This is a genomic window from Bordetella genomosp. 1, from assembly GCF_002261335.1.
Taxonomy (GTDB): domain Bacteria; phylum Pseudomonadota; class Gammaproteobacteria; order Burkholderiales; family Burkholderiaceae_B; genus Bordetella.
Genome location: NZ_NEVL01000003.1, coordinates 1,238,491 through 1,255,529, shown reverse-complemented (window position 1 = coordinate 1,255,529; position 17,039 = coordinate 1,238,491). Strand labels below are relative to the sequence as shown.

Genomic DNA, 17,039 nt, shown 5'->3' with positions numbered 1-17,039 from the left:
AATTTGCCGGGGCGCCCGGCGCGATGCAAAGGACGAACACCATGGACTTCATCAAGTTGGAACGCGTGGGCAATGTGACCGTGCTGACCCTGAACCGACCCGACTGCCTCAACGCCTGGCACACGGCGATGCGGGCCGAGATCATGCAGGTGCTGCGCGAGGCGGCGACCGATCCGGCCGTCGGCGCGCTGGTGATGACCGGCGCCGGCGATCGCGCGTTCTGCGCGGGCCAGGACCTGAACGAGGCGCGCGACTTCGACGGTGCGCGCGCCGAAACCTGGATCGGCGAGTGGGAGACCTACTACCACCTGCTGCGCAGCTTCCCCAAGCCCCTGGTCATGGCGCTCAACGGCACGGCCGCGGGCTCGGCCTTCCAGGTGGCGCTGCTGGGCGACATCCGGGTCGCCCACGAGGGCGTGAAGATGGGCCAGCCGGAGATCAACGCCGGCATCGCCAGCGTGACGGGGCCGTGGATCATGCGCGAGATGCTGGGCCTGTCGCGCACCATCGAGCTCACGCTGACCGGCCGCATGATGACGGCGCGCGAGTGCCACCAGCTCGGCCTGATCCATCACCTCGTTGCGCCCGAAGAGGTGCGCGCCCGCGCGCTTGCGATCGCCGCCGAGCTCGCGGCCAAGCCGCCGGTGGCGCTGCGCCTGGACAAGCAGCGCTTCCAGGAAATGACCGAGGCGGGCTTTCGCGACGCGATGAAGGCGGCCGCGCGCCTGCACCACGAATCGTACGAGAGCGGCGAGCCCGCGCGCATGATGCAGGCCTTCTTCGCCGAGCGCGAACAGCGCCGTCACGCCGCCCGCTGAGCGGGCCGTTTCATCCGACGTTCCGACCGCATTGGCATCATGACCGCAGAAACCCATATCGACATCCCGCCGGCCTCCGACGAGACCCTGGCCCAGCTCATCGCCCGCCGCGCCGCCGAGGCGCCGGACGAGGTGTATTGCCTGTTCAACGACGCGCCGCTCACGCTGGCGATGCTGCACGAGCGCGTGCTGCGCCTGGCCAACCTGTTGTGGCGCGACGGCCTGCGGCCGGGCGACCGGGTGGCGCTGATGCTGCCCAGCCACCCCGATCACATCGTGGCCATCTTTGCGCTGGCCGTGCTGGGCCTGGTGCGGGTGCCGGTGAACGTGCACCTGAAGGGCGCGTCGCTCACGCATCTGTTCGAACACCTGGCGCCGCGCGCCCTCATCGCCGACGCGGAGCACGCGGCGGCGCTGGCGCCCGAGCTGCACCGCCTCGAGGCGGTGCTGTGGCGCGGCGGGCCCGCTCCGGAAGGCGTGGCCGGCAGCGCCTTCGAGCGCTATCTCGACACCCCGGCCGAGCCGCTGCCCGTGTCGCCCGGCCCCGACGACATCCTGGCGCTCACGCCGAGCTCGGGCACCACGGGCGCACCCAAGGGGGTGTTGAAGTCCGACCGCACGTTGCGGGCGGGTCCGCTCGCGATCCTGCGCCTGACCGGCGCGGCGCCCGGCAGCGTGTTCCTGCTGTGGGAATCGCTGCATCACGGCGCCGGCGTCGCGGTGGTCATCTCGGCCCTGCTCGGCGGCACCCGGCTCGCGATGGTGGAGCGCTTCAGCGCGTCGCGCTTCTGGGACGACGCGCGGCGCTACGGCGTGACGCACATCCATTACCTGGGCACGGTGATCCCGATGCTGCTCAAGCAGCCGCCGCGCGCGGACGACCGCGACCACGGCGTGCGCATCGCCTGGGGCGGCGGCTGCCCGCCGGAGCTGTGGCAGGCCTTCTCGCAGCGTTTCGGCGTGGAGATGCGCGAGGGCTACGGCCTGTCGGAACTGATCACCTTCGTGACCGTGAACCCGGCCGGGCCCGCGGGCTCGGTGGGCAAGCCGCTCGATTACTACGACGTGCAGCTCACCGACGACGACGGCGCGCCCGTGCCGGTGGGTGAAAGCGGCGAGATCACGGTGCGCGCGCGCGTGCCCGGCCTCGGTTTCCTGGGCTACGTCCGCAATCCCGAGGCCGAGCGCGAGGCGCGCCGCGGCGAGTGGTTCTGCACCGGCGACCTGGCGCGCCAGGACGAGCAGGGCTTTCTCCACTACGCGGGCCGCAAGAAGGACATGTTGCGACGGCGCGGCATCAACATCTCGGCGTGGGAGGTGGAACGCGTGATCGCCGAGCATCCCGATGTGGAAGAGACCGCGCTGGTGGGCGTGCCGAGCGACCTGGGCGAAGACGAGCTCAAGCTCTTCGTGCGCCTGCGCGACGGCCGCGCGCTGGCCCCGCTCGACCTGATCCGCTGGAGCGAGCCGCGCCTGCCGTACTACCAGATCCCGCGTTTCGTGGCTTTCATCGACGAGTTTCCCAAGACGCCGACGCAGCGCATCCAGAAGAAGGAACTGTCGCGCCAGACCGCCGGCGTGTGGGACCTGCAGGCCTCGGGCTACCGGGTCGGCAAGTAGCAGCACCGGTTTCATCCGCAGTACAACACCCGCAGTTCAACGGACGCATCAGAATCCGCGGGCGCCGTGGCGCACCGCATCAAGGGGAAGTCTATGAACACCATCTTCAATTGGAAGTCGCGTTGCGCCGCCTGGTTCGCGGCCGGCGCGTTGGGCCTGGCCGCGGTGCCGGCGCAGGCGCAGTATCCGGAGCGGCCGATCACGCTGATCGTGCCGTTCGCCGCCGGCGGCGCGGTCGACGTGGTCGGCCGCATCCTCGGCACGGCGCTGGGCGAACAGCTCGGCCAGACCGTCGTGGTCGAGAACAAGGCCGGGGCCAGCGGCAACATCGGCGCGCAGCAGGTGCGGCGCGCCAAGGCCGACGGCTACACGCTGCTCATGGCACCCACGACCTCGTACGTGCTGAACAGCCGGCTGATGGGCAAGGAGGTCGTCGGCTTCGATCTGCTCAGGGACTTCCGCTCGGTCGGCGTGGTGGGCGAGCTGCCCATCGTGCTGGTGGCGAACCAGGGCCTGGGCGTGAAGACCCTGGCCGAGCTGGTGCGCAAGGTGCGGGCGGCGCCGGGCGAGTTCGCCTATGGCTCGTCGGGGCCGGGCACGCTCGAACACGCCATCGCCGAGATGTTCCGGCTGCGCGAAAAGCTGGAGCTGCTGCACGTGCCGTATCGCGGCGCCGCGCCCGCCATGGTCGACCTGCTGGCCGGCCAGGTGCAGATGATGTTCGCCACGGCCCCGACCGCGCTGGCCAACCTGCCGGGCGGCCGTATCGTGCCGGTGGGGGTGGCTGCGCGCGAACGCCTGGCCTCACTGCCCGACACGCCCACGCTGATCGAGCAGGGGCTGCCGGATTTCACGGCGTCGTCGGTATACGCCATCCTGGTTTCGCGCGACACGCCGGAGCCGGTGGTGCAGGCGCTCAATGCCGCCCTCAAGCGGCTCAACGAGGGGCCGGCGCTCGCCGACAAGCTGCGGCTGCAGGGCGTGGTGCCGGTCTACACCGACACCGTGCAGGCCGACGCGGCGCTGCGCGCCGAGGTCGAGAAATGGAACGGCGTGGTGGACGCCACGCGCATCACGCTCAATTGATCCGCCGCGTGTGCGGCAAGGAGACTGCTTTGGCATCTGAAATCCGGGTGGAACGCCGTGACGGGGGCCGGGTGGCCGTCGTCACGATCGATCGGCCGCATCGGCGCAACGCCTGCGACCTGGCGGCCTGGCGCGACCTGCGGGACGTGTTTCGCGGCTTTGCCGAAGACCCCGCGCTGCGGCTGGCCGTGCTGACCGGGGCAGGGGGCCACTTCTGCGCGGGCGACGACATCCTCGCGTTCCGCGAGGCGCTGTCGGATCCGCAGCGCGCCGACGCCTACCGCGCGGTGATCCAGGAATGCTTCGCGGCGGTGCAGGCCGCGCCGGTGCCGGTGATTGCCGCGCTCAGCGGGGTGTGCGTGGGCGGGGGCGCGAGCCTGGCGCTGTGCTGCGACTTCCGCGTGGGCGATCCCACCGCGCGTGTCAGCGTGCCGGTGGCGCGCCTCGGTCTGGTGTACCCGACCGTGCAGTTGCAGCGTCTGTCGCAGCTCATCGGCGTGAGCCAGACCCGGCGCTGGCTCTACACCGGCGAGTTCGTGGATGCCGGTGCGGCGCGCCTGGCGGGCTTCATCGACGCGATCCACGATGACGTGGTGGCGGGCGCGCTGGCGTTCGGCACCGGCATGATGGACAACGCGCCGCTCTCGATCGCCGGCAGCAAGGCCCAGCTCAACGCAATCTCGGCCGGCACGCTGGCGCAGGAGGCCGCGCGCATCCAGGCGCTGTCCGACCAGGCCAACCAGAGCGAAGACTATCGCAACGCCGCGGCCGCCTTCGCCGAAAAGCGCAAGCCGGTCTTCGTCGGGCGCTGAGGGCCGGGGCAGGGCGGTGCTGTCAGCCGGCTGACAGCCGGTGGCGCGGGGCGCGAGCTACACTTTCGGGATCCCGCGCCTGCCGGCCGCCGGGCCGGCCCCGCCCGCCGCGGCGGCCGGCAGGCGGCCTGGCCTTCCCTGCTCCCGTCATGTTGCAACCCGATTCGTTCAATCTGAAGCAGATCGCCGTGCCGGCGTTCGGCCCGTCGCTGCTGTATGGCATCAGCAACGGCGCCATCCTTCCCGTGATCGCCCTTACCGCGCGCGACGAGGGGGCGTCGGTGGCGACCGCCGGCCTGATCGCGGCCCTGATCGGGGTCGGCTCGCTGCTCTCCAACATTCCGTCCGCGCTGATCACCGACCGCGTCGGCGAGAAGCGCGCCATGGCCGGCGCCGCGCTGCTGAGCGTGATCGGCCTGCTGCTCGTGATCGGCGTGCCGCAGCTCTGGGTGCTGGCGCTGGCGATGCTGATGCAGGGCTGCGCGCAGTCGGTGTTCCAGCTGGCGCGCCAGAGCTACATGATCGAGGTGGTGCCGCTCGCGTTTCGCGCGCGCGCCCTGTCCACGCTCGGCGGCACCACGCGGATCGGCACCTTCATCGGCCCGTTCGCGGGCGCGGCGCTGATCCATTTCGTGGGGCTCGACGGCGCCTATTGGGTGGCGTTGTGCGCCATGCTGGGCGCGGGGCTGATCGCCATCAAGGCGCCGGACATCGCGCCGTCGGGCGGCGCGGCGTCCGGCGCGCCGCGCGTGCGCATGGGCGCGGTCGCGCGCGACCATCGCGGCGTGTACGCCACGCTGGGCGTGGGCGTGATGCTGATCAGCGCGCTGCGCGCGTCGCGCCAGGTGGTGATCCCGCTGTGGGCCGACCATCTCGGCCTCGACGCCACCACCACCTCGCTCATCTACGGCCTGGTCGCCGCGGTCGACATGTCGGTGTTCTATCCGGCGGGCAAGGTGATGGACCAGCGCGGCCGCCTGTGGGTGGCGCTGCCGTGCACGGTGTTGATGGGCTTGAGCCTGATGGCGATCCCGCTGACCGGTGGGGTGACGAGCTTCGTGCTGGTGTCGCTGCTGCTGGGCTTCGGCAACGGCATCGGCTCGGGGATCGTGATGACGCTGGGCGCCGACGCGGCGCCGGCCGGCGCGCGCACGCAGTTTCTGGGGATCTGGCGCTTCATGGCCGACATCGGATCGAGCGGCGGGCCGGTGGCGCTGTCGGTGCTGACCGCGCTGGTGTCGCTGGGCGGCGCCTCGTTTGGCGTGGGCACGCTGGGACTGGTCGCGGCCGGCGTGTTCTGGCGCTGGCTGCCGCGCCGCGCGCAGGCCTGAACGCCTGCCGCCCATGAAGCAGGCCGCGCCCCTTGCGGGAGCGCGGCCTTTGCTTTGGCGCGCAGCCGCTTACTGGGCCAGCGTCAGTTCGCCGTTCATCATGGCCGAATGGCCCGGGAAGGTGCAATAGAACTTGTACTTGGCGCCCGCGGCGAGCTTGGCGGTGTCGAGCGTGACGCTGTCTTTCTCGCCGCCGCCCAGCATCCTGGTGGCCGCGATCACGCGGGCGTCGTTTTCCTTCATGTAGTGCTTGGCGGCGCCGGCCGCCATGGCGTCGGACACGACGCCCTGCATGTCTTCGGCCTTGGACAGCACCCAGTTGTGGCCCATCACGTTGTTGGGCAGCTTGCCCGCGTGCGACAGCGTGACGGTGAACTGCTTGCATTCCTTCGGCACCGAGATGGCCTTGGTGTTGTATTGCATCTGGTCGTTGCCAGTGATCTCCACGGCGCAATCGGCCGCGAAGGCCGACGACGATGCCAGCGTGAGTGCCACGCAGGCGAGGGTTTTTCCAAGGGCCATGGTTGTTCTCCTGATGTCTGGAACGTGATGTGGGCGAGGGCCGCCCGCGTGGCCGCGCGCGCTGCGCGGCAGCGCCGGCGGCCGTCTGACCGGACACCACTGTAGAAGTTGCGGCCGCACCGCATCTTGATATTTGGCAAACGCGGCGCGGGTCGCGCCGGATATCGGACGCCTCATGCTGGTCAGAGGCGCTTGCGAGCGCCGCGGGTGGCACGGCGCGCAACGGTGCCCGCACCCGCGCGGTGCACGGCGCCGAATCCGCCTTTTGCACTGCAACGCGGCCGCCCCGCGGATCGGCGCAGATTTTCCCGCGCGGAAAACGCTTTTGGCGGCCACGAAAAGGTTGGCCGCCGGCCGCCTCCCCATACTTGCCCGACGCTCGACACCTCCCCTCTAACGCAGACGGCGCACAGAACCGGTATGGCTCGACGATCGGCAGGTCCCACGCATTGCCCCCGGCGCTCCGGCGCGGCCGCGTTGCCATGGGCCCGCGCGAGGGCGATGGCCGCCGCGCTGGCCACCGCCCTCGCCGGCGCCCTCGCAGGCATGCTGGCATGTGCGCCGGCGGCGGCGGCCCGCGTCGATGCGGAGTACGACGCGCTCATCCGCGAAGCCCGCGAGGGCAGCTACGGCCCCGCGCTGGTGATGTTGCGCCAGCGCGTGAGCTTCGATCCGCACGACGTGCGCGCCATCATCGACCTGATCGTGATCGCGGGGCGGGCCGGGCGCAGCGCCGAGGTGATCGAGGTCTATGAATCGATGGCGGTGGCCATGCCGCTGCCGGCCGAGGCGCTGGCCGTGGTCGCCCGCGCGTACCGCGACGAGAAACGCTGGAACCAGGCGCTGGCGCTGTACCGCAAGGGCGCCAAGCCCTTTCCGCACGACGATACCTTCGTGCTGGGCGAGACCATGGTGCTGGCCGACGCGGGCCAGGATGCCGAGGCCATCGCGCTGGGTCAGCGGCTGGTGGCCGCGGCGCCGCGCAATCCGGATCGCCGCCTGGCGCTCAGCTATGCCTATGCGCGCGCCCAACAGCCCTACGCCGCGCTGGAGGAGGCCGACCGGGCCTACCAGCTCACGCCGGGGCGCGCCGACGTCAAGCGGGCCTATGTGTTCGCGTTGCAGCGTGCCCGCCTGGCCGACGCGGCGCTGCGCGTGGCGCGCGCCGACCCGGAGCTGCTCACGGCGGCGCAGATGCGCCGGCTCGAGGGCGACGAGGCGGCCGAGCTGGTGCGCATCGCGGGGCTGCCGGCGCGCAACGAACAGGAGCGCAACGTGGTGGCGGATCGCGCCATCGCGCTGCTCGACGCGCAGATCGCGGCCTGGACGCCGCTCGGCACGGAGGCGGCCGGCGACGTGCTGCGCGCGCGCATGGACCGCCTGCACGCCCTGTACGTGCGCGGCCGCATGCAGGACGTGGTGACGGAGTACGAGCGGCTGCAGGCGCAGGGCGTGAACGTGCCGCGCTACGTCAACAACGACGTGGCCAACGCCTATCTCTACCTGCGCCAGCCGGAGCGCGCGGCCGCGTTGTTCGCCGAGACCGCCGCCGACCCGGCCGCCGGCAGCGACGACGCGGGCGACCGCCTCATCACGCACACGGGCCTGTTCTACGCGCTGTCGGAGGACCAACGCGCGACCCAGGCCATCGTGTCGATCGACGCGGTGCAGGACGACTTTGGGCCCTGGCTCTACTTCAAGGGCCAGGAGATGCGGATGCCGAACGATCTCCACCTGGAGGCGAGCCGTGCCGCCGCGCAGGCCCGGTTGCTGGCGGGCGACACGGAGGCGGCGCAGACGCGCTTCGACGCCTTCGTGCGCGAGGCGCCCTACAACTCGGGCCTGCGCGCGGGGCGGGCCGACGTGCTGCTGGCGCGCGAGCGCCCGCGCGAGGCCGAGCGCGAGCTGAAAATGGCCGAGACGCTGTCGCCGCGCAGCCTGGCGGTGGAGACCGGCCAGGGCCACACGGCCCTGGCGTTGCAGGAATGGCGTCAGGCCGATCTGCTTGCCGACGACGTGATCACGCGCTTTCCCGACGACCTGTCGGCGCGCCAGCTGGCGCGCGCCGTGGCCGTGCATCACAAGGCCGAGCTGCAGGTGACGGCCACGCGCGGCCTGGCCAACGACAGCGCCGTGGCGGGCGATGGCGAGACCGCGGTCGAGACGGTGCTGTATTCCGCGCCGTTTGCCGACGACTGGCGCGTGTTCGCCGGCGCCGGCTACGCCACCGGCAAGTTCGAGGAAGGCAAGGGCCGCTACCGCTGGGCCCGCACCGGCCTGCAATGGCGGGTGCGCGACGTCACGCTCGAAGGCGAGGTGTCGGCCAACAACTACGGCTTCGGCACCCGGCCGGGCCTGCGGCTGGCGGGCGCGCTGGACCTGGACGACACGTGGCAGGTCGGGGCGAGCGCGGACTGGCGCTCGCGTGCCACGCCCCTGCGCGCGCTGACCAACGACGTGTCGTCCAACAGCCTTGCGGCCTTTCTGCGCTGGCGTGCCGACGAGCGGCGCGAATGGATGCTGGTGGCGTCGCCCGCGCGTTTCTCCGATGGCAACCACCGCTACACGCTGGGCGTGCAGGGCCGCGAACGGCTCTACACCGATCCCAGGCTGACCGCCGACCTGAACCTGGACGTGTCCGCCTCGCGCAACACGCTGCGCGACACGCCGTACTTCAACCCGCGCGCCGACCTCACCATCCTGCCGAGCGTGCAGCTCACGCACCTGCTGAGCCGCCGCTACGAGTCGGTCTGGACCCAGACGGCGGCGCTCGGCGCCGGCCTCTATACGCAGCGCGACTACGGCTCGGGCGGGATCCTGACCCTGAGCTACGGCCAGCGCTGGCAGGCCAGCGACGTGTTCGCCATCGGCGCCACGGCCACCGCGATCAGCCGCCCCTACGACGGCGACCGCGAACGCGAGGTCCGCCTCGTCCTCGACCTCACCTTCCGCTTCTAGAGCCCGACCATGCGCCTCTCCTTCCTGCGTGCAATGGCCTTGTGTATCGCGGCGCTCGTGCTCAGCGCCTGCGCCAGGGATGTGCCGGTATTCGTGCCGCCGGCCGAGCGCCAGCGCGGCCACGCCGACGCGCCGTGGCCGCGCAACCAGTTCGTGGTGCTGGGCTACCACGACGTGGAGGACGAGGATCCCGACCAGCGCTTCCTGAGCGTGCGCACGGATCACCTGGTGCAGCAGTTCACCTGGCTGCGCGAGAATGGCTACCAGCCGGTCACGATCGAGCAGATACTGGCGGCCCAGCGCGGCGGGCCCGACCTGCCGCCGAAGGCCGTGCTGCTGACTTTCGACGACGGCTACCGCAGCTCGCTCACGCGCGTGCTGCCGATCCTGCGCGCGTTCGACTGGCCCGCGGTGGTGGCGCCGGTGGGCAAGTGGATGGACACGCCGGCCGACCAGCCGGTGGACTTCGGCGGCGCGCAGGTCGAGCGGGCGCGCTTTCTCGACTGGGCGGCGGTGGGCGAGCTGTCGCGCTCGGGCCTGGTGGAGATCGCGGCGCACACCGACAGCCTGCATTACGGCGTGCTTGCGAACCCGCAGGGCAACAGCCAGCCGGCGGCCGCGGTGCGCATCTACGACCAGACCACCGGCACCTACGAAACCGAGGCGGCCCACCGCGCCCGCGTGACGCGCGACGTGAGCGCGATCACACGCAAGATCGAGCGCGCCACGGGCCGTGCGCCGCGCGCCTGGGTCTGGCCGTACGGTGCGGAGAGCGGCACCGCGCTGGGCATCGCGGGCCAGCAGGGTTACGTGATGGGCATGACGCTCGAAGACGGCACGGCGCGCGCGCAGAGCCTGATGTCGACGCCGCGCCTGCTGGTTTCCAGCGATCCCACCACGCGCATCTTCGCCAACTCGGTGGTGGGCACCGAGGCGCGCCCGCTGATGCGGGTGGCGCACGTGGACATCGATTACGTCTACGATCCCGACCCGGCGCAGACCGACCGCAACCTGGGCGCGCTGGTGCAGCGGATCGTGGACATGCAGATCAACACGGTGTTCCTGCAGGCCTTCGCGGATCCGCAGGCCGACGGTCTCGCGCGCGAGCTGTATTTTCCGAATCGCTGGCTGCCGGTGCGCGCCGACCTGTTCAGCCGCGTGGCCTGGCAGCTGCGCAACCGCGCCAACGTGCAGATCTACGCCTGGCTGCCGGTGCTGAGTTTCGACCTGGACCCCGCCTTGCCGCGCGTGCAGCGCTGGAATCCGGCGACCGGCGCCGCCGAGATCGACCCGGCGCAGTACCGGCGCCTCTCGCCCTTCGATGCCGAGGCGCGGCGGCGCATCACCGAGATCTACCAGGACCTGTCGCGCCAGGCGATCTTCGACGGCATCCTGTTCCACGACGATGCGCTGCTGGGCGATTTCGAGGATGCCAGCGCGCCGGCGCTGGCGGCCTACGCGGCGGCCGGGCTGCCGGCGAGCGTGGGCGCGATCCGCGCCGATCCCGACGCGATGGCGCGCTGGACCCGCTTCAAGAGCCGCCACCTGGTGGACTTCACGCTGGCGCTGGCCGACACGGTCAGGGAGGTGCGCGGGCCGCGCATCAAGACCGCGCGCAACATCTATGCGCCGCCCATCCTCGAGCCCGCGAGCGAGGCCTGGTTCGCGCAGAACCTCGACGACTTCCTCGCCGCCTACGACTGGACCGCGCCGATGGCCATGCCCTACATGGAGGACGTGCCGGCCGGCCAGGAGGACGCCTGGCTCGATCGCATGGTCGACGAGGTCGCGCGCCGCCCGGGCGGCCTGGACCGCACGGTGTTCGAGCTGCAGACGCGCGACTGGCGCGACGAGGCGGCCGCCGACAGCGAGATCGACGCGGCCGTGATCGCGGGCTGGATGCAGCGCCTGCAACTGCGCGGCGCGCGCAACTTCGGCTACTACCCCGACGACTTCCTGCAGGACCATCCGGCACTGGAGACGATCCGGCCGGCCATCTCCGACTCCTGGTATCCCGTGCGATGACCCAACGCCTGATCGCCTTCGCCATCCTGTGCCTCGTGACCGGCCTGCCGCTCGGGCTCATGCTGGTGCTCACCAGCGAGGTGCTGCTGGACTTCGTGTTCTTCTATCCCATGCTGATGTCGGTGATCTGGATGACCGGCGGCCTCTATTTCTGGCTGCAATGGGAGCGCCATTGGCCGGTAGGGCCGGGCGTGCCGCCGCCGCGCCTGCCGGGCGAGCCGCTGGTCACTATCCTGGTCCCGTGCTTCAACGAGGCGGCCCACGGCCGCGACACGCTGCGCGCGGCGCTGGCGCAGCGCTATCCGCACATCGAGGTGATCGCGATCAACGACGGCTCCACCGACGGCACCGCGCAGATGCTCGACGAGATGGTGCTGGAGGACGAGCGCCTGCGCGTCATCCACCTGGCCACGAACCAGGGCAAGGCGATGGCGCTGCGGGTGGGTGCGCTGGCCGCGCACAGCGAGTACCTGGTCTGCATCGACGGCGACGCCTTGCTCGACCCGGACGCGGTGGTGCACCTGGTGCGCCCGCTGGTGCTGCATCCGCGCGTGGGCGCGGTGACCGGCAATCCGCGCGTGCGCACGCGCTCCACGCTGGTGGGCCGCATCCAGGTCGGCGAGTTCTCGTCCATCATCGGCCTGATCAAGCGCACGCAGCGCGTGTATGGCCAGGTGTTTACGGTGTCGGGCGTAGTGGCGGCGTTTCGCCGGACCGCGCTCGACCGGGTGGGCTACTGGAGCCTGGACATGATCACCGAAGACATCGACATCAGCTGGAAGCTGCAGCGCGATCACTGGTCGGTGTTCTACGAGCCGCGCGGCCTGTGCTGGATCCTGATGCCCGAGACCCTGGCCGGGCTGTGGCGGCAGCGCCTGCGCTGGGCGCAGGGCGGGGCGGAGGTGTTCCTGAAGAACATGACGGGCATCTGGCGCTGGGAGTACCGGCGCATGTGGCCGATGATGGCGGAGTTCTGCCTGTCGACGGTGTGGGCCTTCGCCTTCGCCATCTTCGCGCTGCTCGGCCTGATCGGGCTTGTGCTGCCGCTGCCGCCCGCCCTGCACGTGGCGAACTTCGTGCCGCCGGCCTTCACCGGCATGGTGCTCGCGATCGTGTGTCTGATGCAGTTCGGCATCAGCGTGCTGGTCGACCGGCGTTACGAGCCGGGGCTGGCGCGCGCGATGTTCTGGGTCATCTGGTATCCGTTCGCCTATTGGATGATCAGTCTGTTCACCACCCTGGTCAGTTTCCCCAAAGTCATGCTGATGGTCCGGCGGCGCCGTGCGCGCTGGGTGAGCCCGGACCGCGGCATCAAGGCGCCCACACCATGATTCTGCGTACCCAGCGTTCCCGTCTCGGCCAATCCGTCGACATGATCCTCACCGCGCTCGCCTGGGCCGGCTTCTTCTACCTGATCGGCGCCGGCATCCTGGCGGTGCTGCATGCCGGCAGGCTGGGCATCTCGCCGTGGCTGCGGTTGCTGCCCTCGCTCGACACGCTGGCGGCCTACGCGGCCGCCGCCATGCTGATGGCCTCGATCCTGGTGTGCTGGGCCCGCTACAACCGCGCGCGCTTCAGCGGCCTGGACCGGCGCCGCCATCGCGGCGCGCACCTGGACCTGCGCCGCATCCTGTCGTTCTGCGACTCGCCCAAGAGCCTGGTGCGGCTGCAGGAGTCACGCAGCGCGACCGTCCACTTCGATGCGCATGGACTGATCGTGGACGTGGAGCATCCGGTGCCGCGGCTCACCGTGGTGGCCGACGCGGCCTGAGCGCATCGCGGGCGCAGGCGTGCCGGCGCCGCCGGCCAGGTGCCGCGCCGTGCGGCATCTCCCTGCGATGACCCCGAACGGGATGCGCCGGCCGCCGGAGCTTCACGCCGGCGCCGCGGCGGCGTCTTCCGGGCCGGCCTGGGATTGCCAGTAGACCAGGCCGCGTTCGTCGATCATGCCCCAATGGCCGGTGCGATAGGCCGGCCGGCCGCGGTGCTGGAACAGCCGCATGCGGTTGATCTCGGGCGCGTTGATGTAGCCGCGCATCACGGTGGGGCCGGCCACGCAGATCTCGCCATTGCGCAGGAACACTTCGCCGCAGGAGCGCGCGTGGCCCAGCGTGTAGGTGTTGGCGAGCGGATCGTGCATCGAGGCGTCGATCTCGCTCCACGTGGCCGCGCCCGTGACCTCGACGCGGTCGTAGTTGCGGATGATGCGCGCCGCCGGAAAGCGCTGGCGCAGCGCGAGGAAATGCGGCGGCGTGATGGGCTCGGCGCCCAGGATCAGCGTGTGCAGGGCCGGCAGGCGCCGGCCGTCGAAATCCGGATCCAGCAGTTGCTGGCGCAGAAACGCGGGCTTGGCCACCAGCACGCTCACGCCGTGGCGCGCCAGGTGCTCGGCATAGGAACCCGATTGCGGCTCGTCGGCGGCCGGGCGCAGCACCAGCGTGCCGCCGGTCGCCATGGGCCCGAGCAGGTCCAGGATCGCGCGGCCGCACATGAAGGAGGCCGGCCCCATGAACACCGGCGCCGCACCCAGCCCGGCCTGGCGCCGCAGCCATTTGGCCTGCGCCGAGATGCTCTCGCGCCCGATCTGCGCACCCAGCGGCTCGTGGCCGCCCGCGGCCGAGAACATGATGCAGGCGAGCCGCCGCTCCGTGAGCGTGCGCGCGCCCGCCGGACCCACGATGAAGCGGTCGGTCGCCGTGTCGTAGATCAGCGAGGCGCAGGCGTGGTCGACGATGCGGCGGATCCGGTCGACGTTGTCGCGGCTGTCGGCCGGCACATACGGCACGCCCAGCACCAGGCAACCCAGCATGGCGGTGACGATGGCCGGCTCGTTGTGGCCGAGGATCACCAGCGCGTGTTCGGTGCGCGCGCCGGCGCCCAGCGCCCGCTGGATCCAGCTGCGGGTCTGCGCGTGCAGCGTCTGCCAGCTCAACGCGCCGCCGGCGTGAACGATGGCGGCGGCCTGCGGGGCGTGGCGCAGATGGCCGAACGTGCCGTTCTCGAAGTCGAAGTGCATGGGCCGTCGTCCAGGGTTGTCAGCGTTCCGATGACGCGTACCGGCCGCCACCGGCCAGGCGGGCGGTGTCAGCCCATGGCCTGCGTGCCCCGGTCCCAGCGCGGCGTCTCGGGCGCCGGGTCCGCCATGACCTGCAGCAGCGCGCAGTTGCGGCCTTCCTGCTTGGCGGAGTAGAGGATGGCATCGGCCGCGGCGTAGATCTGTTTGGCGTCCAGCCCGTGGGCGGCCGGGGCGGGGTGCCAGGCGATGCCGAAGCTGGCGGAGAGCAGCTTGTTGCGGGTGCCGGGATGCGCGATGCGCAGCGTGTCGATGGCCTGCTGGAAGGTCTGGGTGCGGCCGAGGGCCTCCTCCGGCGTGGCGGCGCGGAACAGCACGCCGAACTCGTCGCCGCCGAAGCGGAACAGCCGGTCGGAGCCGCAGCGCAGCATGTTCGACACCGCGCAGCTCACCGCCTGCAGCGCCATGTCGCCGCGCGGATGGCCGTAGGCATCGTTGTAGGCCTTGAAGTGGTCGATGTCGAACAGGCACAGCGCGATCGCGCCGGTGCGGGCGTGGGGCGTGCCGCTCAGGTGCACGAGCTGGGCGTAGCTGGTGGAGTAGTGGCGCCGGTTGAAGGCGCAGGTCAGCTCGTCGGTGATGCTCAGGTGGCGCAGCCGCCGGTTCTGGAACTCGAGCTGGCGGATGCGCGCCATCATGTCGGAGGCCGCCGCGTCGCCGCCCGGCCGCGCCGCCGGGTCGGCCTCGGGAATGCCGTGCATCAGGGCGCGCAGGCCGCCCGGGGTGAGCAGCACATCCTGGTTGGTCAGCGAAAAGAAGGGTTCGTGTCGCGGGTGAATGTCTTTCATGGTTTCCCTACGGGCCTGATAAAAGAACTCAAGACGTTGCGAACCTTCCGCCGTGCAACGCCAGCGTCATGGCATGACAGCGCGCCACGATGCGAGTGTTGCGTCCGGGTGCCATGCCCCCCTTTTCGTGAAGGGAAAAACGCTTTGCGTGGGCGAAGTTTTTGTCCTGAAACTGCGAGCCTGCCGCGCCACGGCGCGATCAGGCCGGCTGCAGGCCGTGCAGGGCCAGCGTTTCGAGCCGGTGCAGGTCGAGCGAGAACACGGCCTTGCGCACCTCGGCATAGAAGTCCTCGAAGCCGGGGTGCAGCGCCACGGTGCGGGGCAGCCAGTCCTCGATCTCGCTGAACAGGCCATCGCGCGCCAGCATCGCGAGCTCGAGCCGGGCCGGCGCGGGTGGCACGTCGAGCCACTGGCCGGTCGGGAACAGGGCCGAGACCGCCGTCTCGCGCGGGGCCAGCGTGGGCATCGTCAGGCGCGCCCCGTCGAGCTCGGCGGCCTCGATCTCGAACGAGAAGGTGCTGCCCGCGTCGGGCGCGCTGCGCACCCGGAGTCCGCCGCCCATCTGTTCGACGATGCGCTGGGCGATGAACAGGCCGAGCCCCACGCCGCAGCCGCGGCGTTCGAGCTGCACGAACGCATCGAAGATGCACTCCTGCTGCGTCAGGGTCATGCCCATGCCGCTGTCTTCCACGCTGAAACCCAGGTGCCAGAGGGCGTGCTGCGCGTCGCGCCTGGCGCTGACGCGCAGCACGATCGTGCCCTGCGAGGTGAACTTGGCCGCGTTCGACAACAGGTTCAGCAGCACCTGCTGCAGGCGATGGCCGTCGAGCCGCACGCTGGCGGGGAGCGCCGCGGGCGGCAGGTACGAGAACCGGTTGCCGGTGGTGCTCGCCAGCACGCTGGCATAGGGCATCAGCTCCTCGAGCAGCTCGCGCAGCGAGGTCGGCCCCGGCGCCACGTGCAGCGGCTGCAGTTCGGCCTTGGCATAGTCCAGCACCTCCTCGACCAGCGCCAGCTGGAACGCGACCGAGCGTTCGATCGCGTCCAGGTGCTCGGGCTTGGGCGCCTGCGGGCTTGCGCGCAACAGCCGCACGTAGCCCTGGATGGTCGCGAGCGGCGCGCGCAGGTCGTGGCCCACATAGCTCAGGGTCTCGATCTTCTGCCGGTTGCGGCTCTCGTCCGGCGCAGGGGTGGGCACCGGCGTGGGCACCGGCGCGGGCACCGGCGCGGGCACCGGCGCGGGCCGCTCACCCGCGTCCTGGCGGATGCGGCGGAACCACAGCGTGAGCAGGGTGAGATTGACGACCGCGCTCAGCAGCCGTGCCGCCAGCGTGTCGCCGAACGTCCAGCCCTGGCCCGCGCCGACCCCGGCCAGCACGCTCGCGTCCAGGCGTTGCAACAGGTTGAACAGCGCCGCGAAGGCGGTCGCGCTCAGGAGCCCGGCCAGCGGACTCGAATGGCGCAGCCGCAGATACACCACGAAGAAACAGCCGCACGCCAGGATGGTGGCGAGCAGGCCGCATTGGCCGAACCTGTCGGGCAGCCACCAGGCGGTGACATTCATCGCCACCAGCGCCACGGTGGCGAGCGTGAGCTGTGGCACGTTCGGGACGCTGTGCGGCTCGCGCCGCGCCAGGCTGCGGACCAGGCCCGCGAGGCTGAGCACGAGCAGCGCGCCGGCCGCGGGCTCCGCATAGGCATAGCGCGGATCCAGGGCCGGCAGCAGGTCGGCCACGCTCTCCTGGCCCATCGTGAACTGGAACAGCGCGGCCGCGAGCGCGGCCAGCGCCAGCCACGCGAAGGGGCCGTTGCGCAGCTGGACGAAGGTCACGCAGGCGCCGCACGCCAGCGCCGCGAACGCGCCGCTCAGCGCGCCCTGCAGCATCAGCGGCAGGATGTCGATCTCGTTGAGCGCGGGCGCCGCCACATAGTCGACCATGTGCAGCGCCGTGAAGGCGGAGGCGGCGTTCATCCCGCCCTCGGCGGCCATGGCGTCGGGCGGCATG

Annotated in this window: 13 protein-coding genes; 9 read left to right on the top strand and 4 right to left on the bottom strand. The window is 71.2% G+C overall.

Annotated elements, in window-relative coordinates; translation table 11 throughout:
- Positions 1–41 precede the first annotated feature (41 nt).
- From CEG14_RS14105 to CEG14_RS14085, 5 genes are all read left to right on the top strand, one after another.
- Entirely contained in the window at positions 42–818 is a 777-nt protein-coding gene (locus CEG14_RS14105) for an enoyl-CoA hydratase/isomerase family protein (protein ID WP_094826968.1), read from the top strand.
- A 39-nt stretch (positions 819–857) separates the two neighbouring features.
- The gene (locus tag CEG14_RS14100; RefSeq protein WP_094826967.1) at positions 858–2,438 is read left to right on the top strand and encodes an AMP-binding protein; all 1,581 of its coding nucleotides are present in this window, start codon (positions 858–860) and stop codon (positions 2,436–2,438) included.
- A gap of 93 nt (positions 2,439–2,531) precedes the next feature.
- A complete protein-coding gene (locus tag CEG14_RS14095; RefSeq protein WP_094826966.1) occupies positions 2,532–3,524 on the top strand; it encodes a Bug family tripartite tricarboxylate transporter substrate binding protein in 993 nt (330 codons plus the stop codon).
- 29 nt (positions 3,525–3,553) lie between these two features.
- The gene (locus CEG14_RS14090; protein ID WP_256985704.1) at positions 3,554–4,336 is read left to right on the top strand and encodes an enoyl-CoA hydratase/isomerase family protein; all 783 of its coding nucleotides are present in this window, start codon (positions 3,554–3,556) and stop codon (positions 4,334–4,336) included.
- A 149-nt stretch (positions 4,337–4,485) separates the two neighbouring features.
- A complete protein-coding gene (locus tag CEG14_RS14085) occupies positions 4,486–5,667 on the top strand; it encodes an MFS transporter (protein WP_094826964.1) in 1,182 nt (393 codons plus the stop codon).
- 69 nt (positions 5,668–5,736) lie between these two features.
- On the opposite strand, the gene azu is transcribed toward CEG14_RS14085, so the two are convergent.
- A complete protein-coding gene (gene azu / locus CEG14_RS14080; RefSeq protein WP_094826963.1) occupies positions 5,737–6,189 on the bottom strand; it encodes an azurin in 453 nt (150 codons plus the stop codon).
- Positions 6,190–6,690: 501 nt separating this feature from the next.
- On the opposite strand from azu, the gene pgaA reads away from it, so the two are divergent.
- The 4 genes from pgaA to pgaD are packed head-to-tail and all read left to right on the top strand — an operon-like array spanning position 6,691 to position 12,943.
- Entirely contained in the window at positions 6,691–9,147 is a 2,457-nt protein-coding gene (gene pgaA / locus CEG14_RS14075; protein WP_256985703.1) for a poly-beta-1,6 N-acetyl-D-glucosamine export porin PgaA, read from the top strand.
- Positions 9,148–9,156: 9 nt separating this feature from the next.
- Complete coding sequence (pgaB, locus tag CEG14_RS14070) at positions 9,157–11,172, top strand: poly-beta-1,6-N-acetyl-D-glucosamine N-deacetylase PgaB (RefSeq protein ID WP_094826962.1); 2,016 nt, start codon at positions 9,157–9,159, stop codon at positions 11,170–11,172.
- Positions 11,169–12,503 (top strand): poly-beta-1,6-N-acetyl-D-glucosamine synthase, encoded by a 1,335-nt coding sequence (pgaC, locus tag CEG14_RS14065; RefSeq protein WP_094826961.1) that lies wholly within the window; start codon positions 11,169–11,171, stop codon positions 12,501–12,503. The genes pgaB and pgaC overlap by 4 nt, the downstream gene beginning before the upstream one ends.
- Positions 12,500–12,943, top strand: a complete 444-nt coding sequence (gene pgaD / locus CEG14_RS14060) for a poly-beta-1,6-N-acetyl-D-glucosamine biosynthesis protein PgaD (protein ID WP_094826960.1) — start codon at positions 12,500–12,502, stop codon at positions 12,941–12,943. Before pgaC ends, pgaD begins: the two co-directional genes overlap by 4 nt.
- Before the next feature lie 102 nt (positions 12,944–13,045).
- Here pgaD and CEG14_RS14055 read toward each other — a convergent pair whose 3' ends face one another.
- From CEG14_RS14055 to CEG14_RS14045, 3 genes are all read right to left on the bottom strand, one after another.
- Positions 13,046–14,188, bottom strand: a complete 1,143-nt coding sequence (locus CEG14_RS14055) for an AMP-binding protein (RefSeq protein WP_094826959.1) — start codon at positions 14,186–14,188, stop codon at positions 13,046–13,048.
- Between the two features lie 68 nt (positions 14,189–14,256).
- Positions 14,257–15,033, bottom strand: a complete 777-nt coding sequence (locus CEG14_RS14050) for a GGDEF domain-containing protein (protein ID WP_094826958.1) — start codon at positions 15,031–15,033, stop codon at positions 14,257–14,259.
- A gap of 199 nt (positions 15,034–15,232) precedes the next feature.
- Positions 15,233–17,038 carry a sensor histidine kinase gene (locus tag CEG14_RS14045; RefSeq protein ID WP_094826957.1) on the bottom strand — a complete coding sequence of 602 codons (1,806 nt, stop codon included), beginning with the start codon at positions 17,036–17,038 and terminating at the stop codon, positions 15,233–15,235.
- Position 17,039: the final 1 nt, after the last annotated feature.